Annotated in this window: 19 protein-coding genes and 1 tRNA gene; 8 read left to right on the top strand and 12 right to left on the bottom strand. The window is 64.6% G+C overall.

The genetic code is table 11. The features are described from left to right. Positions 1-18: 18 nt before the first annotated feature. On the bottom strand, positions 19-1,899 hold the full coding sequence (locus tag FJ419_RS12275; RefSeq protein WP_140692278.1) for an AsmA family protein: 1,881 nt from the start codon (positions 1,897-1,899) through the stop codon (positions 19-21). 264 nt (positions 1,900-2,163) lie between these two features. Here FJ419_RS12275 and FJ419_RS12270 point away from each other — a divergent pair, with 264 nt between their 5' ends. Continuing rightward, positions 2,164-4,122 carry an acetoacetate--CoA ligase gene (locus FJ419_RS12270; RefSeq protein ID WP_140692275.1) on the top strand — a complete coding sequence of 653 codons (1,959 nt, stop codon included), beginning with the start codon at positions 2,164-2,166 and terminating at the stop codon, positions 4,120-4,122. A 248-nt stretch (positions 4,123-4,370) separates the two neighbouring features. Here FJ419_RS12270 and FJ419_RS12265 read toward each other — a convergent pair whose 3' ends face one another. Continuing rightward, positions 4,371-8,384, bottom strand: coding sequence for a PAS domain S-box protein (locus tag FJ419_RS12265; RefSeq protein WP_140692269.1), 4,014 nt, complete (start codon positions 8,382-8,384; stop codon positions 4,371-4,373). A gap of 264 nt (positions 8,385-8,648) precedes the next feature. On the opposite strand from FJ419_RS12265, the gene FJ419_RS12260 reads away from it, so the two are divergent. The 3 genes from FJ419_RS12260 (at position 8,649) to FJ419_RS12250 (ending at position 10,002) form a co-directional block, all read left to right on the top strand. After that, a complete protein-coding gene (locus tag FJ419_RS12260) occupies positions 8,649-9,113 on the top strand; it encodes a phasin (RefSeq protein ID WP_140692266.1) in 465 nt (154 codons plus the stop codon). 342 nt (positions 9,114-9,455) lie between these two features. Further along, positions 9,456-9,532: transfer RNA gene (locus tag FJ419_RS12255), tRNA-His, on the top strand. A 218-nt stretch (positions 9,533-9,750) separates the two neighbouring features. Beyond that, entirely contained in the window at positions 9,751-10,002 is a 252-nt protein-coding gene (locus FJ419_RS12250; RefSeq protein ID WP_140692263.1) for a DUF768 domain-containing protein, read from the top strand. A gap of 34 nt (positions 10,003-10,036) precedes the next feature. Here the strand turns inward: FJ419_RS12250 and FJ419_RS12245 are convergent, their stop codons facing one another. Next, a complete protein-coding gene (locus FJ419_RS12245) occupies positions 10,037-11,155 on the bottom strand; it encodes a P1 family peptidase (RefSeq protein WP_140692260.1) in 1,119 nt (372 codons plus the stop codon). Positions 11,156-11,162: 7 nt separating this feature from the next. Continuing rightward, positions 11,163-12,728: an exodeoxyribonuclease VII large subunit gene (gene xseA, locus FJ419_RS12240; RefSeq protein ID WP_140692254.1), complete on the bottom strand. Its 1,566-nt coding sequence runs from the start codon at positions 12,726-12,728 to the stop codon at positions 11,163-11,165. Positions 12,729-12,846: 118 nt separating this feature from the next. Between xseA and FJ419_RS12235 the strand changes: the two genes are divergently transcribed. Then, positions 12,847-15,057 (top strand): EAL domain-containing protein, encoded by a 2,211-nt coding sequence (locus tag FJ419_RS12235; protein ID WP_140692250.1) that lies wholly within the window; start codon positions 12,847-12,849, stop codon positions 15,055-15,057. Between the two features lie 2 nt (positions 15,058-15,059). On the opposite strand, the gene FJ419_RS12230 is transcribed toward FJ419_RS12235, so the two are convergent. Next, a complete protein-coding gene (locus tag FJ419_RS12230; RefSeq protein ID WP_140692246.1) occupies positions 15,060-16,016 on the bottom strand; it encodes a LysR substrate-binding domain-containing protein in 957 nt (318 codons plus the stop codon). A gap of 236 nt (positions 16,017-16,252) precedes the next feature. On the opposite strand from FJ419_RS12230, the gene FJ419_RS12225 reads away from it, so the two are divergent. Next, a complete protein-coding gene (locus FJ419_RS12225; protein ID WP_140692243.1) occupies positions 16,253-16,543 on the top strand; it encodes a DUF1127 domain-containing protein in 291 nt (96 codons plus the stop codon). 307 nt (positions 16,544-16,850) lie between these two features. Here the strand turns inward: FJ419_RS12225 and FJ419_RS12220 are convergent, their stop codons facing one another. The 4 genes from FJ419_RS12220 to FJ419_RS12205 form a co-directional block, all read right to left on the bottom strand. Beyond that, positions 16,851-17,873 (bottom strand): DUF937 domain-containing protein, encoded by a 1,023-nt coding sequence (locus FJ419_RS12220; protein ID WP_140692239.1) that lies wholly within the window; start codon positions 17,871-17,873, stop codon positions 16,851-16,853. A 102-nt stretch (positions 17,874-17,975) separates the two neighbouring features. Beyond that, on the bottom strand, positions 17,976-19,349 hold the full coding sequence (locus FJ419_RS12215) for a glutamate--cysteine ligase (protein ID WP_140692236.1): 1,374 nt from the start codon (positions 19,347-19,349) through the stop codon (positions 17,976-17,978). 240 nt (positions 19,350-19,589) lie between these two features. After that, entirely contained in the window at positions 19,590-20,324 is a 735-nt protein-coding gene (locus FJ419_RS12210) for a 16S rRNA (uracil(1498)-N(3))-methyltransferase (protein ID WP_140692230.1), read from the bottom strand. A 133-nt stretch (positions 20,325-20,457) separates the two neighbouring features. After that, positions 20,458-21,105, bottom strand: a complete 648-nt coding sequence (locus FJ419_RS12205; protein WP_140692226.1) for a hypothetical protein — start codon at positions 21,103-21,105, stop codon at positions 20,458-20,460. Positions 21,106-21,190: 85 nt separating this feature from the next. On the opposite strand from FJ419_RS12205, the gene FJ419_RS12200 reads away from it, so the two are divergent. Further along, on the top strand, positions 21,191-21,889 hold the full coding sequence (locus FJ419_RS12200) for a type 1 glutamine amidotransferase (RefSeq protein WP_140692223.1): 699 nt from the start codon (positions 21,191-21,193) through the stop codon (positions 21,887-21,889). Between the two features lie 293 nt (positions 21,890-22,182). After that, positions 22,183-22,314 (top strand): hypothetical protein, encoded by a 132-nt coding sequence (locus tag FJ419_RS31440; RefSeq protein ID WP_263481599.1) that lies wholly within the window; start codon positions 22,183-22,185, stop codon positions 22,312-22,314. Between the two features lie 41 nt (positions 22,315-22,355). Here the strand turns inward: FJ419_RS31440 and FJ419_RS12190 are convergent, their stop codons facing one another. Genes FJ419_RS12190 through FJ419_RS12180 form a run of 3 tightly spaced genes read right to left on the bottom strand, consistent with a single transcriptional unit; the run spans position 22,356 to position 25,139 of the window. Continuing rightward, on the bottom strand, positions 22,356-23,123 hold the full coding sequence (locus tag FJ419_RS12190) for a metallophosphoesterase (RefSeq protein WP_140692220.1): 768 nt from the start codon (positions 23,121-23,123) through the stop codon (positions 22,356-22,358). A 60-nt stretch (positions 23,124-23,183) separates the two neighbouring features. Continuing rightward, positions 23,184-24,320: an alpha-hydroxy acid oxidase gene (locus FJ419_RS12185; protein ID WP_140692217.1), complete on the bottom strand. Its 1,137-nt coding sequence runs from the start codon at positions 24,318-24,320 to the stop codon at positions 23,184-23,186. A 15-nt stretch (positions 24,321-24,335) separates the two neighbouring features. Next, a complete protein-coding gene (locus tag FJ419_RS12180; RefSeq protein ID WP_140692214.1) occupies positions 24,336-25,139 on the bottom strand; it encodes an FCD domain-containing protein in 804 nt (267 codons plus the stop codon). Positions 25,140-25,328: the final 189 nt, after the last annotated feature.

Here is a 25,328-nt window from a genome sequence, read left to right as displayed (position 1 = left end):
GCTTTGCGTCCCTCGCATTTACTGGCCTGAAACGCCGGGAGCGATCGGCGATATGAACGGCGCGCTCCAGTTGCCGCCGACGAAGAACAGCGGCTGGCTCGGCGGCGCGGGAGCCGGACTGGCGGCCTGACTGTTGGCCTGCTGCGGCTGCTGCGCCGGCTGTCCGTTGGGCACCACGCCGCCCGAGAGCGCCAGCCCGCGTCCGACATAGGAGGCGATGCCGGACAGCCAGATCTTGTATTTCTGACCATTGATCTCGGCCTTGTCCAGGCGCGCCACGCCCTTCGAAATGCTTGCCTTGATCTCGGCGCCATCGATCGGCAGCGATCCATTGGCGACGTCGTCGAGCGCGAAGAAGCCGCCCTGCTGGTTGCGCTTGAGGAAGGCCGGCAGGTCGAGCCCGTTGATAGTGCCCGGACCCAACGTCGCCGAGAACGATCCGTCGGCATTCTCGAAGATGGAATTCCAGGCCTTGCCCGGTCCCTTGAGGATGACCGATACGGTCCCGGTGCTGGCCGGCACCAGCCGCGTCATTCCCGCCGCCGTGGCAAAGGCGCCCGTATCTACGTCCGATGCCAGGAGCCGCATCTCGACCTGCGTGCCTTCCGGCTTGCGGTCGAAGCGCAGGCTGCTCTGGATGTTGCCGTTGAAGGCCGACGCGTCGGATATGTCGAAGACGGCAAGACCGTTCTTGACCTGCGCGGTCGCCGCGACGTCGGCGAGCTGGACCGGCCCCGCCATGGCATGCGCCGCCGACAGCCTGAGGTCGAGATTGATGCGGTCGGCGAAACTGGTGTCGACATCGCCGGGGCCGGCCTCGCCGGTCGGCGCGACAGGCGTGAAAGCCGACAGGAAAGATCTGAGATCCAGCGTGTCGAAGGCGAGCGTGCCGGCAATCACCGGGTTCCCCTCGGCGACGGAGAAATCCAGCGCGCCCATGCCCGGGTTGTTGTTGAGCGTGACCGTGGTGTTCTCGAATTTCGCGCGCCCTGCCGAGGCGTTCACCTTGCTGGCGATCGAGACCGCGCCGATCGCAGCACCCGGCGCGATCCCTGCCTGCGACCACTCCAGCACGCGCCGCAGCGACGGCGCGGCAAACTTCGCCTGGCCGTCCAGATAGGCGTTGTCCGACATCGAGGCCGTGCCGTCGAAGGAGAATGTCGCGGGAGCCGCCTTGAAGGAAAAGGTGACGGGTGCCGCCCCTCCTCCAAACAGCACCAGCGGTTTCGCCGAGGAGAAATCGAGCTGCATGCTTTCGCCGCGCCAGATTCCGCTCGCGGTCAGCGACGCCTCGCTGTTCATCGCTTCCCAGTTCACCTGGCCGCTCAGGCTGCTCAGGATTTCGATGTCCTTGCCGTCAACCGAAGTCACCACGCGTCCATCGCGGAATTCGACGGTGCCGAACGGATCGGACGGCAATTTGCCGAGATCCGGCTTCTGCGGGTTGGCGGCGACCACGCCGCGCGCGGTGTCGATCGAGCGCGTGATGCGCCCGCCGGTCGGAAGCGGCGGCAGATAGAAACCGCTGGCGGTGCGTTGCACCCTGATCGTCGGGCGCACCAGCCTGGCGGTCGAGAAAGCGACGTTGCCCTGCAAAGCCGCCATGGCGGAGAGATCGACTTCCACGCGATCGGCCTCGACCACCGGCGGCGCTTCGGTCTCGGTCCATTGCGACAGCGTCACGTCGCTGAGGATGGCCCGGAATTTCGGCCACACCTCGATGCGCGGCGAGCCGTCGATCGTGACTCTGAAGCCGCTCCAGGCACTCAATTCCCAAGCGATACGGTCGCGCACGATGCGGGTCGAGGCAATCAGCGGCAGCGCCGCGACCGCGAGCGCGATGACGAGCACGGCAACGCCGATCGCCCACACCCCGCGCCGGATCAGAGATGATCGCATTTCGCCCCGTATGCTTTCGTTGCCGACAAAACCGCCCGACGGGTGTAACCGAGCGCCGACGCTTTTCAAGTCTTTATGGCCTTGCGATGGCATTTGCACAGCGGCCGCCATGGGTCGTCCGAACAAAATCTTGCTCTGCTGCGCCGCAATATGCATAAGCGGTCTGCACGATCCCGATCCGCAATCGCACGCCGTTTCTGGGACGATGGCATATGCGACGTTGGGCTTAACTGGCTCGAACGCGACGCTTTGGGAGGAGCGATCATGGCCGCCGACACACCTTTGTGGACCCCGACGCAGGAGCGGATCGACGCAGCGCCGATGACCGCGTTCATGAAGGCCGCGGAGGCAAAGGCCGCGCGTTCTTTCTCCGGCTATGCCGAACTGCATCGCTGGTCGATCGACAACCGCGAAGCCTTCTGGGACCTGGTCTGGGATTTCTGCGCGCTTGTCGGCGACAAGGGCGAGCGGCGCCTCGTCGACGGCGAGCGGATGCCCGGCGCAGCTTTCTTTCCCGACGCCAGGCTCAATTTCGCCGAGAACCTTTTGCAGAAAACCGGCGCCGGCGAGGCGATCGTCTTTCGCGGCGAGGACAAGGTCGAGCGGCGGCTCTCCTGGAACGAGCTCCACGCGCTGACCTCGCGCCTGCAGCAGCTCTTCCTGTCGCTCGGCGTCAACGCCGGCGACCGCATCGCCGCCATGATGCCGAATATGCCCGAAACCGTCGCCGCGATGCTGGCGGCAAGCTCGATCGGCGCGGTCTGGTCGTCATGCTCTCCCGATTTCGGCGAGCAGGGCGTGCTCGACCGCTTCGGCCAGATCGAGCCGGTCGTCTTCATCGCGCCGGACGGCTATTGGTACAACGGCAAGGCGATCGAGGTGGCCGACAAGATCCGCGCTGTCGCGGACAAGCTGGCAAGCCTGAGCAAGGTGCTGATCGTCGACTATCTCGGCACCTCGAGCGACGTTGCCGCCACCATCGGCAAGGCAGCCGCGCTCGAAGACGCGCTCTCGCCCTTTGCCGCAAAGCCCGTGAGCTTCGAGCGGCTGCCCTTCGCGCATCCGCTCTACATCCTTTTTTCCTCGGGCACGACCGGCATTCCGAAATGCATCGTGCATTCGGCCGGCGGCACGCTGATCCAGCACGTCAAGGAACACCGGCTGCATGCCGGCCTGCTCGACGGCGATCGCCTGTTCTATTTCACCACCTGCGGCTGGATGATGTGGAACTGGCTGGTCTCGGGCCTCGCCTCCGGCGCGACGCTGCTGCTCTATGACGGCTCGCCTTTCTACCCCGACGGCAACGCGCTGTTCGATTTCGCCGATGCCGAGAAGATGACCTATTTCGGCACCTCGGCCAAGTTCATCGATTCGGTTCGCAAGGCCGGCCTGAAGCCGATCGCGAGCCACGATCTGTCGAGCGTGCGCACCATCTCCTCCACCGGCTCGCCGCTGTCGCCGGAGGATTTCCGCTTCGTCTATGATGGCATCAAGAAGGACGTGCACCTGGCGTCGATCTCGGGCGGCACCGACATCGTCTCCTGCTTCGTGCTCGGCGTGCCGGCCGAGCCGGTCTGGACCGGCGAGATCCAGGGCCCTGGCCTTGGCCTGGCGGTCGACGTCTGGGACGACGACGGCAAGCCTGTCAGGCAGGAGAAGGGCGAGCTTGTCTGCACCAAGGCCTTCCCGTCGATGCCGATCGGCTTCTGGAACGACCCCGAAGGCAAGAAATATCACGCCGCCTATTTCGAGCGCTTCGACAATGTCTGGTGCCATGGCGACTTCGCCGAATGGACGGAACATGGCGGCATGATCATCCACGGCCGCTCCGATGCCACGCTCAATCCGGGCGGCGTGCGGATCGGCACGGCCGAGATCTACAATCAGGTCGAGCAGATGCCGGAAATCCTCGAGGCGCTCTGCATCGGCCAGGATTTCGACAATGATGTCCGTGTCGTGCTGTTCGTGCGGCTCGCCGCCGGCGTTACCCTGGATGAGGATCTGGAAAAGCGCATTCGCGCCAGGATCCGCACCGGCGCCAGCCCACGCCACGTGCCGGCCAGGATCGTCGCCGTCGCCGACATCCCGCGCACCAAGTCCGGCAAGATCACCGAGCTCGCCGTGCGCGACGTGGTCCACGGCCGTGCCGTGAAGAACAAGGAAGCGCTCGCCAATCCCGAGGCGCTGGAGCTGTTCCGCGACCTGCCGCAGCTGGCAAGCTGACCGATGTGGTTAACGAAATCTGTCCGGCGAATTTACCTAGATTTCACGGGTGGTACACATTCGTAAATTTTTTCGCGGCCCGGTAAGGACTTGTTAAGAGACGACGCTGATAGTCGCGTGTAACTTGAGGGAGAAATCCCGTTCCTCGTCCCCTGAGGTTCAGCTCAAGCCCCCGTTGTGACAGCATCCCATTTCTCAAGGCGTCCTCTTGGACGCCTTTTTCTTTGCCGTCGCAGTCCCATGCAAAATTATTCGGCGAGCACGCGCGTCGAGGGGAAGCCGACCTCGACCAGGGTTCCTTCACCGGGCGTCGAGGTGATGGCGAAACGGGCGCGGTTCGCCTCCACCATGGCCTTGGTGAGGGGCAGGCCGAGGCCAGTGCCGTCGCCGCGTCCGCGCTTCAGCGCATTGATCTGCTTGAACGGTTTCAACGCCTGCTCGATCTCGGCCTGGGTCATGCCGATGCCGGTGTCGCGTACGCGCATGACGACATCGCCCGAGGCCTCGTAGGCGGTCGAGACGATCACCTGGCCGCCGGCCTGGGTGTAGCGAATGGCGTTGGACAGGATGTTGAGGGCGATCTGACGCACGCTTCTCAGATCCGCCACAACTTCCGGCAGCCGCGAGGCGAAGCTGGAGCGGATGATGACCCGTTCGCGATTGGCCTGCGGCTGCATCATCGCCACCGTCTCGGCCAGCGTGTCGTTGAGCGACACCGCCTCGTAATCCATCTCCTGCTGGCCGGCCTCGATCTTGGAGATGTCGAGCAGGTCGTTGACGAGGTCGAGCACATGGTTGCCCGAGCGGTTGATGTCGCGCAGGTAGTCGCGATAGCGGTCGTTGGTGATCGGACCGAATTTCTCGTCTACCATCAGCTCGGAAAAGCCGATGATGGCATTGAGCGGCGTGCGGATCTCGTGGCTGATGCGGGCCAGGAAATCGGTCTTCTGCGAGGAGGCGCGCTCGGCTACTGCGCGTGCCTGCGTCAGGTCTTCCTCGGCCCGCTTCCATTGCGTGATGTCGCGCACGACGGCGCAGAAGCCGCTGTCGTTGGGCAGCCTGCCGATGGTCATGAACAGCGGGATGAAACGCCCCTGCGCCTCGCGGCCGATGACCTCGCGGCCGTCATTTAGCACGCTCGCGACACCCGGCTCCGAAAGCCCGGCCAGATAGTCGCGCGCCGCGCGCTGGCTTTCTATGGCAAACAGCGAGGCAAAGGGCTTGCCCGCGACCTCGTCGCTGTCGAAACCGAACAGCGCTTCGGCCGGCCGGCTGATCGAGCGGATGTTGCCGTCACGGCCGATCAGCACGACGCCGTCGGTGGCGGTATCGATGATGGTGCGCATCTCCGCAATGCGCGATTTCAGTTCCGGCACGTCCGGCTGCAGTGCCGGTTCGTCATTCGCGGCGGTGAAATGCGCCGCATCGTCCTCGCCGGAGCGCCGCACCACCAGCATCAGCGCCTTGCCGCCGCGCCACGGCACCGAGCGCAGCAGCGCGTCGATCGGGAATTCCAGGCCCTGGCGGGTCTTGAGCTTCAGCGAGTGGTCGCTTTCGTCCGTAGCGGCGTCCTCGGCATAAGGGTCGGCGAAGAGCGCACCCAGGCCGCCTGCATCCGCGAGGTCGTCCAGCGCATCATAGCCGGTGAGTTCGAGGAAGGCGTCATTGGCATAATGCAGCATGTCGCCCGAATGGATGAGCAGCGGCACAGGCAGCCTGGCCAGGATGGACGTGTCGGGGGCCTTGGCTTCCTCTCCGGTCGACAACGCGGACGGCACAAAACCCGACGGTTTGAGCGGAGGCACGTCGAGGCGCAGCCGCGACGGCGCTGCCGCTTCTTCCGCCTGTTCTTCCCTGGTCTTGGCGATATCCGCGTCGGAGCTTGCCCAATCCTCATTGTCCTGCGCATCGCGGAAATCGTCGGCGGTCATGCTGTCGTCGTCGGCCGTCGCCTCGGAGGCGGGCTGGCCGGTAGCGACCGGCTGCGCGGCAGGCTGTTCGACGGACCGCTGCGGCTCCACGGAAGCAGGTTCGGCAGCCTCCCGGGCGCTCTCCGCTTGCTCGCTCTGGGAAACCGGCGCGACGCCGGCGTCTTCCGTGGGTTTCTCGCCATCGGCAAAGTTGAGCAGCGAACCGGAAACGGCCGAGCTCTCGGCCTGGCCGGCGTCGTCTACCTCGGCGGCGCCATCGATGCCGTCGAGCCGCGCCAGGTCTTCCTGGTCTTCCGCCTCGGTCTCCGCTTCCGCGGCCTTCGCGTCGTCGGCTTCCGAGGGCGTGGACAAGCTCGTGCCCTGGGCGGAACCGTCGTGCTCCGCCGCGTCGGGTGGAAGCGGCTGGCTTGCGTCGGCCCTTGTTTCGCTGGCCGCTTCCTTCACCGTTGCCGCGTCCTCGCTGGCAACAGCGGCATCGGGCTGCTTGTCGGCTTCGGGGGCGCGTTCCTCGGCAGGGGCGGAACTGTCCTTGCGCAGCCGCTCGCCGATCTCGCGGAAGGCGCTGCGCTCGAGGATCGACAGCCCCTTCTGATTTGCCGGCGTGTCGCTTCCCGGTTGCTTGTCGTTGGCCGGCTGGCGATGCTCGGCCAGCCTTATCACCTTGTCGGCAAAGCGCCGCTCCGGCTTCGGCACGATGGTCAATGCCGGCACTTCGCCCCGGAAGGGGTCTTCGGGCTTTGGCTTCTCCGGCGGCGCATGCTCTGCCGGCTGCTCGCCCGACGCGTCGGCTCCGCCGGAAGTGGCCTCAGCGGGGGCGGCGTTCGGCACCAGAGCCATGCCAAGCGCTTCCGGATCGACCACGGCATCGGCGCTGCGCGCGACGCCAAAGCCGCGAAAACCCTCGAAGGCGCGGCTGCGGCCATAGACGGGCAGGGCTGCCAGATCGACGGGGATCTTCAGACCCGTTCCGGCCACCGGCCACAGCACCGAGCGGCCGGACCAGGTATCGCGCCGGTCGAGCAGGCCGGCGATCTCGCCCGAGGCGTCGAGGCCGAAAGTGGCGGCGACATCCTTGAAGCGGCGGCCGATCACATCGGCGGCAGGCTGGCCGACGATGTCGGCGAATTCGGGCGACAGCGCGCTGAACCGACCTTCGGCGTCGGTGCGCCAGACGAAGCGCAATGGGGGCGCCGACCGGTCGATGTCGCGCGGCGGGCCCGGCTGGGCTGATTTTTCGCGTGCAGCGGCTTCGCCAGCATCTTGGCCTTCGGCTGCGGCGGCACCTTCCGGCTCGTCCTTCGCCGGCGCTGCCGGTTGAGCATGCCCGGCGCTATCGTCGCCGGCATTGAAATACCAATGGTCGTGCTGGCCGGCGCCGGCGGTGTGGGCCTGATGGTCGGTCCGGGTAGACCGCTGGCCGGCCAAGGTCCGGCTCTCCGCGTCGGGCCGTGCGTCGCCGTCGGGGGCCTCTGGCGCCGGCTCGTCCTCTTTGCCAGCCGCCACGGTAGGCACTGGATTGTCCTGGACAGGCTGAGACCCGGGCTCGATTGCAGCACTTTCACCTTGGGGCGGAACGCTAACCGCCTCTGGCGCCGCAATTCCCTGATCGCCGGTCCGATCGCCTTGGTCGGCGGCCGGCCGATCGTCCTGGCCGCTATCGGAGTCGTCGAGCTGCGCCTCGTCGATCACCACCAGCAGATGGCGCGTATCGGTGAGCCGCGCAAAACCGGCCGGGTAGGCGGTATCGGTGCCCGGCACGAGGCGTTTGACGATGCGGTCGCCGCTGCTTGCCACATCCGCAACCAGGGCAGCCAACGTCCGCGGCTCGATGCCGAGCGCCGCAAAGCCGTCCGAGGCTGCCTCGACCTCGCCTTGCGCGTCGACAAAGGCAATGAAATGTCCGGCCTCGGTAAAGCCGCCGATGGCGCGGCTAGCGATCTCGCCGGCGCTGCGCGAAGTGGTCTGCGCCGCCGGCACAGCCAGCATGATTGCCGCCTCGCCGTCCGGCATCGTCACTGCGCTGGCCAGAAAGCCGACGGCGCGGCTCACCATGCCGGTGGCCAGCCTCACCGTGACGGCGCGGTCGCTGCCGATGTCGGGAAAACCGCTGGTCGCCATGATCTGCCGGCGGGCGATCAGCGGCAGCCGCGCCGAGGCGCCGATGATCGCCTCGATATCCGGATAGCCGAAGGCCGACGCCCCCGGACCGTTCGCCCAGATCACCTGTTCGAGGTCGACCGACAGAATGGCCAAAGCATCGCCCGCGGCAAAGCGCTGGCGCACCGCGTCGAGCACGGCAACGTCGAGGAAGGAGTAGTTTTCAGGCGGCATGCGCTGGCCAACCCTCCGAAGCGGGCATTTTTCAGTTAACGCTTTGTTAATAAAAGCCCGCGGCCCGGAGGTCCACAAGCCTAAGCTTGCATCGGTCGAAATCTCTGGGCTCTTGGTTAACGGCTCTCGTGGCTGACGCAGGGGAAAGATTTTTATGGTGCGGTGCAGCAAAGATATTGCAACGCACAAAAAGATCCTTTATATTGCCATCATACATGAACGAGACGGCTTTCTGTCAAAGCCGCTGCCCCGAAAGGTTGGAAAATGTCCAAGACCACTGCCAAGCCCTCCGAGACCATCGAAAACGTCGAATTCCCGAGCTTTGATGCTTCTCAGGCCACCGACCAGATCCGCGCCTTCGCCGAGAAGGGCGTCGAGCAGTCGAAGGAAGCCTATGCCAAGCTGAAGACCGGCGCCGAGGAGACCCAGAAGGTTCTTGAGTCGACCTACGAGACCGCCAAGACCGTTTCCAGCGACGTTTCGCTGAAGGCCATCGCCGCGCTGCGCGCCAATGCCGAGGCCAGCTTCTCGCACCTCGAAGCCCTGGTCGGCGCCAAGACCCTTTCGGAAGTGGTCGAGCTGCAGACCTCCTTCCTGCGCAAGCGTGTCGAAATGGCCGTCGAGCAGGCCAAGGAGTTCCAGACCGTTGCCACCAAGGCGGTCGAGGACGTCTCCAAGCCGGTCAAGAGCGCCTTCGAGAAGGCGATGAAGGACGTCAAGGCCGCCTGATTTCAGCGCACAACCCTGCGATGCATCAAAACGTCGCATTTCGTCAGACAAATAGTCGTGCGATAGGTTGAGCAACCAGATACCCGGAAATGGAACCTCCTCCCTCCGTTTCCGGGGTGACCAGCCAGCACCTCCTCCCGCTGGCTCGTAACAGGAAAAGGCCGGCACCTCCTCCCGCCGGCCTTTTCTTTTGCCTTGACGACAGGCGGATGAGGAAACCAATCGTTTACCTTATCAAGGCCCTTGAATTAGAATCCGATAGCCCGTATTTGACGCATCGCCGAACGACAGAGCGGATCACGGAGAATGAAGCTTTCACCTCGATCCAGCTCAGGCAGGCAGGCCGTTGTAGCTCAGCTGGTTAGAGCGCCGGATTGTGGATCCGGAGGTCGCTGGTTCGATCCCAGCCAACGGTACCATCACTCTCGATGATCTGAACGTGCACCTTGAACCCTTCCATTCCTTCGGCTCCGCGGATCATGGGCAAGATCTCTTGTCCTTTGGGCGGGATGTCTTATCCCACGGACAAGGTGTCTTGCCGGTCGAGGCCGACTCGGGTCGAATGGGGCATGCATCCTTTGCAGGGGTGCGGACGTTCATGGCTACCAACCGGCTTTGCCGCTAGGGAAAAAGCAGTATGAGTGAACATGCGATCGAGTTCTTGCGCGGATGGATTGGCGAGAAAGTCCAATGCCAGGATTTGCCGATCAAGATCGACAAGCAGGCCGAGACCCTCGCCAGGGAGTGCTGCGCCAAGGCGGCCGAGGCAGGCATTCTGCTCGAGGACATTCAGGAAGAGGTCGGCGACATCCAGGAGCTGATCGCCTCGCGCCTCGAGGAAGCCGCCGAAGAGGGCACCAGCGAAGTCAAGCCGGACAACTCGGAATAAAGACCCGCCTGCCACAGGCCGGCAGCGCCGTTTCTCAGCCGAATTTTTCTTTCAGCCATTCCTTCGGCAGCTCCGGCACGAAATTGCCGTCGCGCCCCGTCATATCCGCATTGGCGACCAATGCGTTGAGGATCGCTTCCTCCACGCCTTGCACGACCGCGTCGAAGAACGGGTCGACGTCGACGTCCGGAATGAATTCCGCGCGGGCGATGCGGCCTGAAAGCGCCAGCGCGGCCTCGGCATTGGCGGTAGAGAAGGCGAGAAAAATGTCGCCAGAACTGTGATAGCCATATCCGCCGGTCATGGCGATGCCGAGCGGCACGCGCCGGGCGAGCCGCTTCATCTGATGCGGCAGGAACGGCGCATCGGTGGCGACGACGGCGATGATCGAGCCCTTTTCGGCGCGGGGCGCGCCCTCGCGGATGGCCGGCTGGGCCAATTCTGGGCCGACACGCCGGCCGCGAATGGTGAAATTGTGCCTCTTGCCGAAATTCGCCTGCACGAACACGCCGAGAATGTAGCGCCTGTCCTGCCATGCGACGACGCGCGAGGCGGTGCCGGATCCGGCCTTGAAGCCGAAGGTGATCATGCCGGTTCCGCCGCCGACGCTGCCTTCCTCGATGGCCCCATTGCTGGCGCTGTCGAGTGCCGCGACCACATGGTCGACGCTCACATGATGGCCGTTGATATCGTTGAGGAAGCCGTCATAGGTCTCGGCCGCCACCGGCAGGCCCCAGCCGCTGTCGAGCGCGGCCGGCAAGACGCGATGCATCCAGCGCAAGGTGGCATCGCGGGTCACGCCGCAGGAATGCGTGTTGGTGATGGTGACCGGGAAATTGAAGGCGCCGGTTTCCTCGATGATATGCGTTCCAGTCAGCTCGCCATTACCGTTCTGGCTGAACACGCCGGCGAATACCGGCGTCGCGAGTTCCTGAGCCGGCCTGGGCAGGATCGCGGTCACGCCGGTGCGCACCGGACCGTTGCCGACCTGCAGCGGGCCGTCGCCTGAAATCAGCGTCGTGTAGCCCACCGACACGCCCGGCACGTCGGTGATGGCGTTGAAACGGCCGGGCATGCCGTCGAGCGCGATTCCGAAGGCGCGCAGGCGCGGCTTGCCCGATGGCGTGCGAAGATGCGGGTCGTGGTCGCCCATGGAAACCTCAGAACAACGAACCCTGACTGCCCGGCTCCTTGGCCTTGGCGGGCGACTTCGCGGCCAGCTTCGGCCGCGCGCCGCCGGAGGTTGCGATGGCGTCGGCATTGCCGTCGGCGAATTCGAGCTGCAGCGCCGCGCCCGGCGCCAGCTCCGCGACCCGCTTGATGACGGCGCCTTCGGCGTCCTTGACCAGCGCGAAGCCACGCGCCAGCACGGCTTTGTGCGACAATGTCGAAAGCAGCCGGTCCGCCTGGGTAAGAGCCGCGCGCAGCCGGTCGAGGCGCCGCGCCGTCGCCTGATCCTGCCTGCGCGACAGCGCGGCCAGCGTGTCGGCCTGTTGCTTCTGGCGCCGCACGATCGGCGCCGGCGACAGCCTTGCCGCCGTGCGTTTGAAGCGCGCGCGCCTTTCGCGCACGATGGCGAAGAACGCGGCTCGCGCCCGGGCAATATCGCGACCGGTCAGCGTGCGCGCTTCATTGAGGCGCCGCGACAGGGTTGCCGGCGTCAGCCTTTGCCGCTCTAGCGTCGCCCGCTTGCGCTCGATATTCACCGTCAGCCCGCGGCCGAGGCGGCTGGTCGCATCGTCGAAACGGCGGCGCGGCAGCGCCAGCAGCTGGTCGGGCGAGGGGAGCGCGCGCGCCGCGGCGCGCACCGCCTGGCGCTTGCGTTCCAGATGCCGCGAGGCGCAGGCGTTGAGGCGCGCGCCAAGGCTGGCCAAGGTTGCCTCCAGGTCCGCCCTGACCGGCACGGCGATCTCGGCCGCGCCCGTCGGTGTCGGCGCGCGCATGTCGGCAACAAAGTCGATCAGAGTCGTATCGGTCTCGTGCCCGACGGCCGAGATCACCGGGATGGCGGACGCCGCAACGGCCCGCGCCAGCCCTTCGTCGTTGAAACCCCAGAGGTCCTCGAGGCTGCCGCCGCCGCGTGCCACGATCAGAACGTCGGGCCGGCGGATGGGTCCGTCCCACGTCAGCGCATTGAAGCCGTTCACGGCCGCGGTCACCTCCCTGGCCGTCGTGTCGCCCTGGACCCTCACCGGCCACACCAGCACATGGAGCGGAAACCGGTCCTTGATGCGGTGGATGATGTCGCGGATCACCGAGCCGGTCGGCGAGGTGACGACGCCGATGACTTTGGGCATGAAAGGCAGCCGCCGCTTGCGGCCGGCATCGAAGAGGCCTTCGGCCTGCAGCCGGCGCTTACGCTCTTCGAGCAGCGCCATCAGCGCGCCGGCGCCCGCCGGCTCCAGATTGTCGATGACGATCTGGTAGTTGGATTTGCCGGGGTAGGTGGTCAGCTTGCCACTGGCGATCACCTCCATGCCTTCCTCGGGGCGGAACTTCAGCCGCGCCATGGTGGTTTTCCAGACCACCGCATCAATCCGCGCGCGGTCGTCCTTCAACGCGAAGTACGCGTGGCCGGACGAATGCGGGCCGCGATAGCCGGAAATCTCGCCACGCACCCGCACATTGCCGAAGGCGTCCTCGACAGTGCGCTTCAGCGCGCCGGAAATCTCGCTCACCGTATATTCGGTGGCGTTGCTGCGTGATTCGGTTGCTGTTTCACTCATTGCGCGATTGGGGAACGCTTATCGGCCCGCGTCAAGCGCGGAGAAACCGCGCTAATATTATAACGCGATCTTAAGCCCGATTTGCTTTGACAGGCCCGAAGAGCTGGCCGGGGACCTGATGAGCGTACGCCAAAACAGCAGCCCGTTGACCCGTCAGGTCACGCTGACCGTGCTGACGCTCGCCACTTTCGCTTTAGCCATCGTCGTGGGCTTCGGCTTCTACGCAGCCAGCCAGGCCGATGATGCCTCGCTCGTACGACAAAAGATGTTCATCGCCGATGGTTTGAAGGACCAGATTGCGTCTGTTCAGCGGGAGCAGGAAAGCGTTTCGGTCTGGGATGACGCGATCATCAATGTGAGGGCAGGCAACCAGACCTGGATCGAAGAGAATCTCAGTGTCTGGATGTTCACCTACTACGGTCACAACCGGGTCTATATTCTCGACGCCGCCAATCATGCGATCCACGCCATGCGCGAGGGCAAGGTGGTCGACGCTTCCGCCTATGGCGAGGACCAGCCCGCGCTTCTTCCGATCATCGAAAAACTGCGTCGCATGCTGGCCGAGCCGCCGCAGACCGATGCGTACGGCCAGCCTGCGAAGATGGTGGCCGAGGATCTGGTGTCGCTCGATGGCACGCCGGCGATCGTCAGCGTCGCGCCGCTGGTGCCGAGCTCGGACAGGATCACTCAGGCGCGCGGCACCGAGTGCCTGCATATATCGGTCGAATTCATCAATGACGCGGTGATCGGCAAGATCGCCGGAAAGTACCTGCTCGATGGCGCGCGGCTGGTGCCTTTGTCACAGCCGGCTGGCCCAGCCGCCATGCCGCTGGTCGATTCGCGCGGCGTCATTCTCGGCTATATCGGCTGGGACCAGCTGCGGCCCGGCCTTGCCTTGGTGCGCGAGATCGCTCCTGCCTTGGCGATCGCGCTGCTGTTGGCGGGCGGCGTGCTGCTATTCCTGTTGCGCAGGTTGCGTCGGGCCTCGGCCGCGCTGCAGACCAGCCAGGACCAGGCGCAGTATCTCGCCTTCCACGACACGCTCACCGGCCTCCCCAATCGGGCGCTGTTCGAGGACCGCTTGCGGCGCATGCTGCTGTTCGCCAGCAGGGACAAGACGCGCATCGCGCTGCTTTACCTCGACCTCGACCGCTTCAAGCATATCAACGACACGCTCGGCCATCCGGCTGGTGACGAGCTCGTGCGCCAGACCGCGGCGCGGCTCAAGCATACGATCCGCGAAGTCGATACCGTCGCGCGGCTCGGCGGTGACGAATTCGCCGTCATCCTGCTTGACGTTCCCGACGTCGGAAGTGCCGAGGACATCGCCGAAAGGCTGCTCTTGAGGCTGCGTGAGCCGTTCCGGCTGATCGACGACCAGGTCTTCGTCAGCGCGAGCGTCGGCATCGCGCTGTCGTCTGGATCGGATATCGACGCGGACGATCTGTTGCGCAAGGCCGACATCGCGCTTTACGAGGCCAAGAAGAACGGTCGTGACCGCTACGAGTTGTTTGCCGGCGACATGGACGATCTCTTGTTGCGCAAGCGCAAGGTCGAGTCCGAACTCCGCAAGGCGCTGGAAGGCGAAGGTGGCATCAAGCTCGCCTATCAGCCGGTTTTCGCGGCCGACGGCCGCGGAATACTGGGTGCCGAAGCGCTGATCCGCTGGGGTCATGAAGTGCATGGCGCTTTGCCGGCAGCGCAATTCATCGCCATCGCCGAAGAGCGCGGCCTCATCGGCGATCTGGGCAAATGGGCGCTGGGCGAAGCCTGCCGCTTTGCCGCCGGGACCGAATTGCCCTGGATCGCGGTCAACATCTCCCCGATGCAGCTGCGTGACGTCGGCTTTGCCGGACAGGTCGCCGACATCCTGAGCGAAACCGGGCTCGATCCCTGTCGCCTGCAGCTTGAGACCACCGAAAGCGTGCTGCTCGAGCACAATGATACGATCGGCACGGTGATTGCCGCGCTGCGCCAATCCGGCATCTGCATCGTGCTCGACGATTTCGGCACCGGCTATTCCTCGCTGAGCTATCTGCGCCGCCAGGCGATCGACAAGTTGAAGATCGACCGCTCTTTCGTGCATCTGCTCGACGAGGACGAAAGCGCGCGCGCCATCGTCAAGACGCTGATCGAACTGGCGCAGGCGCTCAAGGTCGAGGTGACCGCGGAAGGCGTCGAGACCGATGCACAAAAGGCCTTGCTGGTCGGCATGGGCTGCCGCCAGTTGCAGGGCTATCTGCTGTCGCCGCCGCTGGAGCCCGGCCAATTGCTTGCGCTGCCGGGTGTTTCACCTGCCAACCGGGAACGTTCCGCCGCTCGCGCCTGACTCTACCAGCCAGGCATGATCTGGTTCGCCTTGACCCGCTTCATCTTGGCGAAGGCAAGCGCGGCGAAGTCGAAGCTTCCCGCCTCCTCGCTGAGCGGCACGGAAATGTTGTCGAGGCTTTCGGCAATGTGACGGGCCAAAGCGTCGACGATCTCCGGCTGCGAGGTCTGGCCGCGCATGATGCCGATGCGGCAGTCCGGCAACGGGCCGAAGCCGTCGGCCTCGCCGAGCACGCGCATGCCTGGCCGCAGCGCGCATTCCGGCAGCACCGAGACCGCCAGGCCGGAAAGCACGGCAGCGGTGATCACGGTGGCCGAGAAGCTTGAGAACAGCACGCGGTACTCGCGGTTCTGCCGGTCGAGCACGTCGACCGCCGCGCGCCGCCAGATGCAGTTCGGCCGGCCGAACGCCATCGGCAGGGTTTCCTGTTCATGCGTGGCATGGTTGGCGGACGTCACCCATAGCAGCGGCTCGCGCCGCACCACTTCCGACTGGCCGCGCGTGTCGTTATGCGTCACCAGCGCAAGGTCGAGATTGCCGCGCTTGATGTGCTCGACCAGCCCCGGCGTCGGCTCGCATACGACCGTCAGCTCGACGCGCGGATTGGAGCGCGAGAAACGCGCCATAATCTCGGGCAGGAAGCGATCGGCATAGTCGTCCGGCGTGCCGATACGGATCGTGCCTTCGAGCCGCTGGTCGTCGAAGGCGGCCAAAGTCTCGCGGTTGAGATGGATCAGCCGCCTCGCGTAGGCAAGCAGCCTTTCGCCCTCCTCGGTCAGCTTGTTGGTGCGGCCGTCCTTTTCGAACAGCGGCTTGCCGATCCGCTCCTCCAGCCGCCGCATCTGCATCGACACTGCCGACTGTGTCCGGTGCACCTCCTCGGCCGCGCGGGTGAAGCTGCCAGTGTCGGCGATCGAGATGAAGGTTTGCAACTGATCGAGGTCGAGCGGCGCTTTCATCGGTCAAACCCATCATTGATGTTGATGCTACAGATTAAAAACATTCGTTGGATTAATCAATCTCGCGATGGCAAATTGGCATCGTTCACATGAAAGCAGTGCAAGTCGCCCAGAAGTGGTTCCCGGTTCTGGGACGACGATATGCATCACGTCAATGAATGGAAACTGGAGCGGCGCTTCTCCCAAGGCGCCGCTTGCCTGGTTTCGTCCGCTCGACTCCTGAAGGAGAGACTGACATGACCACGATTGAACTCGCTTCCGAGACCCCGCGCATCACCACGCGTCCGGCCGTTGCGACGCGCGTGCTCAATGCTCTCGCCAACGCCTATGTCGCCTGGAAAAACCGCCGCGCCTTCTATCGCCTGGGCGACATGTCGGACAACGAGCTTGCCGATATCGGCCTGACCCGCGCCGACCTCCATGTCGCCGTCGCCGTGCCCTTCGGCCGCGATCCGACGGTGAAGCTGCGCGCCATCGCCAGCGAGCGCGCCGACACGATCGAGGATTTCGCTCGTCAGGTGGCCTGAACGGCCGCATTGCCTGGATTTCCGGTCGCGTTGAACCTTTTCACGGCCAAGCGCGACCAAGTTTCATGCAGGCTCCCACACTCCCTGCCGGTTCCCCGCCGGCCAGCCTGCACATTGCCCGGTTCCTCCTCCAGGACCGGGCATTTTTTTAAGGTGTACCGACCTTCAGGTGAGGCCGGCCTGCAAACGGCGGCTTCCTGCGCTTCCGGTGCTCACGTACTTAAGTACGCTCCGCTCCGGTTCTCGGAAACCACCGTTTTCGGCTCGGCCTGACCTGAATCTCGGCACACCTTCGGGCGTTTGCTACCTACCGCCGGTCCATGTCGCGCTTGAACTGGTCGAAGATCGTCCCGACGTTCTTCTCATATTCGTCGCGCTGCTGGGCACCGGTCTCGAACATCTTGCCGAAGATATCGTCGAACGGGTTTCGCGGCCGGCCGCTCGGATTGTTTTGCGGCTGTTGCGGCGCGCTTGGCTGCGGTTGGCGCTGCTGCGGCTGCGGCGCCGGTTGTTCCCCGGGCATGCCGAAACTGCCGCCGCCCTGGCGCAGCATCTCCTCGAAGATCTTGCCGAGCGGGTTATCGCCATAGGGACTTTGCGTCTGCTGCGGCTGCGGCTGCTGCGTCGTGCCGCCGCCGAACATATCCTGCAGCACCTTGCCGAGCGGGTTTTCGCCGTACGGACTGGGCGCCTGCTGGGGCTGGTTTTGCGGCTGCTGCGCGCCGCCGCCGAACATGTCCTGCAGCACCTTGCCGAGCGGGTTCTCGCCATAGGGCGCCGGCTGCGGCGCCTGGCGTGTCTGCGGCGCCGGCGCGAGGCCGCCCTGGCGCATCATCTGCTCGATGATCTCGCCGAGCGGATTGCCGCTGCCGCCGAAGCCGGCGGCCTGCATCTGCCCCCCACTCAATTGATTGTTGGTCTGCTTGAACAGCCCGCCCATCATCATCGAGGCCATGGCCGGCAGCATCTGTTGCAGCACCTGCTGGCTCAATCCCGTCGCCTGCGCGGCTTGGGCTGCCACGGCGCGCGACAAATCCTTCGAGCCGAACAGATGGCCGAGAATGCCATTGCCCTCATCGATGCCTTGCGGCGAAAAGGCCCTCGTGGCGTCCTCGAAATACTTGGCGTGCTGGCCACTCGCCATCGCCGTCATGAACGCGCCCATCCCGTAAGGATCGGCGGTGTTGCGCTGCAGCCCTTGCGAGAATGCCGGCAGCAGCGCCTGCACCGCGGCCTGCGTCTGCTGCATCGAAAGCCCATATTGCTGTGCCAGCGCCTGCATGCCGGCGCCGTTCTGGGCCTGGGCGAAAATGTCGAACAGGGAAGGCATTTGGGTTCTCCTCCGAGAATATCCTCATCGGAGAGCCTAGTTCGTTTCCATCACCGATTGAAGCGGCTTTTGCTGCCCAACCGCTCGGCGCATGCCGGACGGTTAATACGCATATTCCATGAACACCGGCTCGATCGAGCCGCCCCAACGCGTGTGGTAGGCCGACAGCATTTCCTCGGCGCTGGTGGTGCCGCGCGCGACCACTTCGTCGAGCGTGTTGAGGAACGACGTCTCGTCATAGCCGTCGCGGTTCTTCTTGGCCCGGTTCTTCAGGCCCGTGCGCGAAATGGCGAGCACGTCGCGGGCGACATCGCGCAAGGTAGCGTTGCGGAACGGCGCCGCGATGCCAAGCTCCGGCACGGCGTTGCGCATCGCCAGCGCTTCCTCGTAGGTCCAGCTCGAAGTCAGCGCTTCGGCGGCGTCGAGCGCCTGCTCGTCGTAAAGCAGCCCGACCCAGAAGGCGGGCAGGGCGCAGATGCGCCGCCACGGCCCGCCGTCGGCGCCGCGCATTTCGAGGAAACGCTTCAGGCGCACGTCCGGGAACAGGGTCGAGAGATGATTTGCCCAGTCGCCCATCGTCGGCAGGCCGTCAGGGAGTTCATTGCGGGCGGCGCCCGCCATGAACTGTCGGAACGTATAGCGCGTCATGTCGTGATAGTGGCCGTCGCGGATGACGAAATACATCGGCACGTCGAGCGCCCATTCGACATAGTCGGCAAAGCCGAAATCGGGCGAGAAGCAAAATTCGAGCATGCCGGAGCGCTGGTTGTCGGTGTCGCGCCAGATGTCGCCGCGCCAGCTCTGCAGCCCGTTCGGCCGGCTCTCGGTGAAGGGCGAGTTGGCGAACAGCGCCGTCGACAGCGGCTGCAGCTTCAGCGACACCTGCATCTTGCGGCGCATGTCGGCTTCGCTCTCGAAGTCGAGATTCACCTGGATCGTGCAGGTGCGGTACATCATGTCGAGGCCCTTGGTGCCGACCTTCGGCATGTAGCGCGTCATGATCTCGTAGCGCGACTTCGGCATTTTCGGCGTGTCGGCCAGCGACCATTTCGGGCTGCCGCCGAGGCCGAGGAAGCGGATGCCGAGCGGCTCGGCGATCTCGCGCACCTGCGCCAGATGCGCGTTGCCCTCGCGACAGGTCTGGTGGATCGATTCCAGCGGCGCGCCGGAAAGCTCGAACTGACCGCCGGGCTCCAGCGAGATCGCGCCCTGGCCGGTCGGCTCGACCAGGCCGATGATACGGCCGGCATCCATGATCGGATCCCAGCCGAGTTTTTCCCGCATTCCCTCGAGGATGGCGCGGATGCCGCGCTCGCCGCCATAGGGCACCGGCGCGTTGCCGTCGACATAGAAGGGGAATTTCTCATGCTCGGTGCCGATGCGCCATTTGTCGCGCGGCTTGTTGCCGTCGGCCAGATAGCCGACAAGTTCGTCGACGCCTTCGATGAGCTGGGTATCGGTCGTGTCGCGCGCCATTAGAAAGCCCTCCGCAGCCATCAGCTGGCCGCCGGGCGCTAGATGGACGAAATGTCAGTAGCCGATCAAGCGAAAAATCCTGAGCCACGGCTCAACTGGATTTGATCTGCATGGCTCGCCTTTCCTTTCCCCTCGGGGACATTCCGAACCCCCTCGCGCAAAACGCGCAAAACTGTTCGCGATGTCCTCGCACACCTGTTCGCGATATCCCTGTTCCAAACAAAGGGAGAAGGCAAGGTCCTACCAATCGCCGATCGTCGCCTGGATCACCGCCAATGCCGCCACCGCCGCGGTGTCGGCGCGCAGGATGCGCGGCCCGAGCGGGATGGCGGTGACGAATGACAAGGCCCTCAGCATCTTGCGCTCGTCCTCGGAAAATCCGCCTTCCGGGCCGACCAGAAGCGCAAGTTTCTTCTCGTTTACCGCTTGCAAGGCCGGCAGCGGATTGTTGGTCGAGGCATCCTCGTCGCAGAAGATCAGCCGCCGCTCCTTGTCCCAGTTGGCGAGCAGCCGTTCCAGCTTCTCCGCCTCGCGCAACTCAGGCACTGCCAGGATGCCGCATTGCTCGGCCGCCTCGACGACATTGGCGCGCAGCCGTTCGATGCCGGGCTTCGCCACTTGCGTGTGCTGGGTGATGACAGGCTGCAGTATGCCGGCACCCATCTCGACCGCTTTCTGCACAAGGTAATCGAGCCGGCCCTGCTTCAGCGGCGCGAAGCAATAGACGAGGTCCGGCAGCGGCGGCTGCGGCCGCTGCAGGTCCAGCACCTTCAGCCGGACCGCCTTCTTGGACTTCGCGGCGACCGACGCCGACCATTCGCCGTCGCGGCCGTTGAAAAGCAGCACCTCGGCGCCTTCGCCGAGCCGCAGCACATGGGCGAGATAATGGCTCTGCTGCTGTCCGGCGTCGAATTCGAGGCCGGGTCCGAGATCGTCCGGCACGAACAGCCGCTGCATTTTGTAGTTGGCGCGCATGGCCCAAGCAGGTTCCGCAAAAGTATCTCGCGGTTTTGCGATCAGAACCTGCGAAAAACAAGGGAATCTAAGCAGATATTCGTGGGACATCCCACGAATATCTGCTTAGGAACGAGCGAGGCCGGCTGCGGCATCAAATGTCGGCGGTCGGATGCCAGACAGGCGCAAAGCCTTGTCGCAATACCGCAATGGTGGTCGCCGGCGTCAGCAGGCGCAGCGACTCGCCGGTGAGGCGATCGAAGGCGATGGGACCCGAATAGCCCGCGAACGACCATTTGCGCGCCTTGCCGCCGCGCAGCGCATAGGCAGCGTCGCCCTGCGCTACCACCGTTCCATCCGGCAAGCCTCCGAGCTCCGGCACGGTCACGAGAGGCGGCCGTCCGCCGGAAGCCAGCCGCTCCTTGTGCAGCCGTTTGTCGACCATCGGCGCGCGCGGTTCTTCAATCCCGAACGCCTTGCCGAAACGGCTGACGAAGTCGGTCGCCCGTTCACGCCGGCAGAAGAAACAGGGCCGATGGCCGGCGGCCAGCGCCGTCACCTCATCTAGGAAGAACAATTCGGTCCAACCTGCCCTTCCTCCTGGCCTGTTGCGGCCCATCGGCTCGCGCCGCACATTGCCGAATTCGCAGACGCAGATGATCCAGGCCGGCAAGGCCCAGCGCCTCCTCAGCAGCGTTTTCGTCTCGGGGTCATGGATGATGCCGCGATTGCCGGTGAACAGGCCGCGTTCCGGCACGGCATGGATGGCGCCGAAAGGGTCGACCCGGTTCTGCAGTGGCATAGCTTTCTCTCCGGCACGCATCTTGGCTGAAACACGGGCCGCATGATATCGCTCGCCCCAGCGTTTTCATGTCAGCAGGTTTTCGATGCGGGTTTTGGTCGTCCAGAATTTCGACAATGAGGGCCTTGGCCAGATCGGCGCTGCCCTTGTGGAAGCCGGCGCCGATATCGACCTGCGCAAGCCTTATCACGGCGAAACCTTGCCCCGGGACAGCACCGAGCACGATGCCATCGTGGTGCTTGGGGGCGCCCAGAACGCGCTCGACGATGAGATCTGCCCCTACTTCCCCGCATTGCTCGACCTGACCCGCGATTTCGCCGACAAGGACCGTTCGGTTCTCGGCATCTGTCTAGGCAGTCAGCTTCTGGCGCGGGCTTTCGGCGGCACCAACCAGATCGGCGGCGCCACCGAGTTCGGCTGGCATAAGATGTCGCTGACGCCGGCCGCCAAATCGGATCCGGTCCTGGCGGCGCTGCCCGAGAAATTCCCGATCTTCGAATGGCATGACGATACGTTCGGCCTGCCGGAAAACGCCGTGCGGCTGGCCGGCAGCGCGGTCGCCGAAAACCAGGCCTTCCGCCTCGGCCGCGCCGTCTATGGCTTCCAGTTCCACTTCGAGGCGGATACGCCGATGGTGCGCGACTGGAGCACCTCTTTCGCCGCTATGATCGCCGAGCGCCATCCCGACTGGAACGATCGTCTCGACGACGAACTGGCCCGCAATGGCGCCGATGCCGATACGGCCGGGCTGGCGATAGCCCGCGCCTGGGTGGCGACGATCTGAACATCCAACCCTGATCGGGCGAAGCGTGGCATAATTGGCACGCGTGCGGGCTTCCGCCTGGGGACAACATTCTTCTTCCTTGGTTTGTGTCCGGCCGCTCTTCTAAGAGGGCGCGCTTTGTATCGTCGATGCAACCGCCATGAACCTTTTGTGTGATCCAGCCGACACACCGGCGAAACAGAATCTGCTTAGAAGCGCGAAATCGTCGAAACATTGAGACGCATTTTATCGTTTCAACGCATTGGTAACCGCCTCGTGCCCAGATGCAGAAAGCTTAACCAGAGATGACGTCCGTGAAAGCAGCTCTCCTGTCTTTTGTCATGCTGTCTGCCATCGTGCTCTGCGGCCTGGGCATTTATGCCGCCGACGCAGCGACCAACCACCGCGCCGTCGATGGCTATGGCGTCACCGCCTCGCTGAACTAGGCCCAATCAAAATCGCAAGCAGGCCTGCGCCGGGATCGCGCCTAAAACGCTTTCCCCTGCATGGCGAGAATGCGTTTGTCGCCGCCATTGACGGCCAGCGCGCTTAGCGTTCCGGATTTCCAGGCGAGCGTGTCGACATTGACGCGGTTGGCCTTCACCTCGGCTTCCGGCACGGGCGTGTGCCCGTGCACGATCACCTTGGAAAAAAGCCCTGGATGATCATGGAAGGCGTCGCGGATCCAGATCAGGTCCTGCTGGTTCTGACGGTCGAGCGGCACACCCGGTCTTATCCCGGCATGGCAGAAGAAGAAGTCGCCGAAGGTCGCCGAAAACGTCAGCGATCGCAGGAAATCGACATGGCTGCGCGGCACCGCTTTCACCAGGGCCGTATGTCCCCGGGCGATCGCTTGCGCCGTGCCGTACCAGTGGCCGTCGCGAAGAAGATCGACGCCATAGGACTGCGCCGTCTGCACGCCGCCGTAATTCATGAACAAGCCGTCCGGCTCTGCCTCGGCTAGGAATTCGAGCATGCCGATGTCGTGGTTGCCGGCGAGCATGATGTTGCGCGGATCGCGCTTGCGCGTCTCGATCAGAAAATCGATGACGCTTCTGGAATCCGGTCCGCGGTCGACATAGTCGCCGAGATGGATGATGCGCCAGTCCGACCCGGGCGCATATTCCAGTTCGCTCTCGATGTGGCGATGCATGGCGGCGAGCAGGTCGTGGCGTCCGTGCACGTCGCCGATCGCATAGAGACGCATGCCGTCCGGACCGCGCGCGTCGAGATAATGGATGCCGGTCTCAGTCAAGGCGTACGTCTTTCCCGTGTGGTTCACCACGGGAAACTAGGGCGGATCGGTGAATAAGGCTTAGCGCCGCAACTGCTCCTTGCCCATGTCGGTTACCAAACGCTTACCGCACAGCGCCAGCGTGATGTCCATTTCCTTGCGGATGATTTCGAGCGCCTTGGTGACGCCGTCCTTGCCCATCGCACCGAGGCCGTAAAGGAAGGGTCGGCCGATATAGGTGCCCTTGGCGCCGAGGCAGAGCGCCTTGAGCACGTCCTGGCCGGAGCGGATGCCGCCATCCATATGGACTTCGATCCTGTCGCCGACCGCATCGGCGATTTCTTCCAGCACCGAGATCGAGGACGGCGCGCCGTCGAGCTGCCGCCCGCCGTGATTGGAGACGACGATCGCATCGGCGCCGGTCTCAGCCGCCATCAGCGCGTCCTCCTTGTCGAGGATGCCTTTCAGGATGAGCTTGCCGCCCCAACGCTCCTTGATCCAGGCGACATCCTTCCACGACAGATGCGGATCGAACTGCTCGTTCGTCCAGGACGACAGCGAAGAGACGTCGCCGACGCCCTTGGCGTGGCCGACGATGTTGCGGAAGGTGCGGCGCTTGGTACCGGCGATTCCAAGGCACCAGCGCGGCTTGAGGGCCAAGTCGATGATGTTGGCGAGCGTCATCTTGGGTGGCGCCGACAGACCGTTGCGCACATCCTTGTGGCGCTGACCCAGGACCTGCAGGTCGAGCGTCAGCACCAGCGCCGAGCATTTCGCCGCCTTGGCCCTGTCGATCAGATTGAGCACGAAGTCCTTGTCGCGCAGCACATAGAGCTGGAACCAGAACGGCTTTTTGGTCACCGAGGCGACGTCTTCGATCGAGCAGATGCTCATGGTGGACAGCGTGAACGGCACGCCGAACGCTTCCGCCGCCTGCGCCGCCAGCATCTCGCCGTCGGCATGCTGCATGCCGGTAAGCCCGGTCGGCGCGAGCGCCACCGGCATCGCCACCTTTTCGCCGACCATGGTCGATTCCAGCGAGCGATTGCTCATGTCGACCAGCACGCGCTGGCGGAACTTTATCTTGCCGAAATCCTCTTCGTTGGCCCGGTAGGTGCTCTCCGTCCAGGCGCCGGAATCGGCATAGTCGAAGAACATCTTCGGCACCTTGCGGCGTGCCAGGTCCTTGAGATCGGCGATGGTGAGGATTTCGCTCATGGTTGTCCCCGCTGCTTAGGAGCGTCTTCGTGTGGGTTCGATATCGCCGGTATCCGAGCGCTGTCTGAGGCGCAGCCTGGACACGCGCTGCCAGTCGCCGCTGCGTTCGGCTTCAGCCATCGAGCGCTCGACATAGGTGATGTGGTCCATCGCCGCCTTGCGCGCCGCGATTGGGTCTGCCGCCTTGATCGCCGCGTGGATCGCCCTGTGCTGCTCGAGCAGCGCCTCGCGCGCGCCGGGCACGCCGAACACCAGGAGCCTGTTCTGGAAGACGCCCTCCGACAGCAGCCGGTAGCAGGAACGCAGCGTGTGCAAAAGGATGATGTTGTGCGCGCATTCGCACACTGCATGATGGAACTCGACGTCGATTTCCGCCTCGTCGTCGAAATCGCCGGTCCGGTGCGCTTCGTCCATGCGCGCCATGATGCGGTCGAGCAGGGCGAGATCCTCCGGCGTGGCGCGCCGCGCCGCGTATTCGGCCGCGACAGCCTCGATCTCGCGCCGGTATTCCAGATAATCGGTCACCGCCTTGCGGTGCGTGGAGATGAGATCGGTCACCGGCTTGGTGAAAAGCTGGCCGATGACGTCGGCGACATGCGTGCCGCCGCCGGCCTTGGTCGTCAGCAGCCCGCGGCTTTCCAGCGCCTTCAGCGCGTCGCGCAGGATCGGCCGCGACACGTCGAACTGGCGCGCCAGCTCGCGCTCGCCGGGCAACCGGTCGCCGGTGCGCAGCACGCCTTCGAGGATCAGGCTCTCGATCTGCTGCACCACCTCGTCGGCGGTGCGCGAATGCTCGATCCTGGAGAAGATGTCGCTCAACGGAAGGGTGCCTGGGAAACGGTACGGATATGGCGCAGATTAAAGCCTCTGTCGCCAACTGGTCAAATTATTTATCCAATTCGCCCAGCCCGTCGCATTGCCGGCCGCGTACCGCCGGGCCTGGATGCGGATATTTGCTGTTTACGCGTCCCGCCGATTGCCGCAAGACGGCAGGGTTCGCACGAAGGT

The organism is Mesorhizobium sp. B2-6-2, from assembly GCF_006440615.1.
GTDB lineage: Bacteria > Pseudomonadota > Alphaproteobacteria > Rhizobiales > Rhizobiaceae > Mesorhizobium.
The sequence above is the reverse complement of the archived record's forward strand: the minus strand, read 5'-3'. Positions and strand labels throughout refer to the sequence as shown.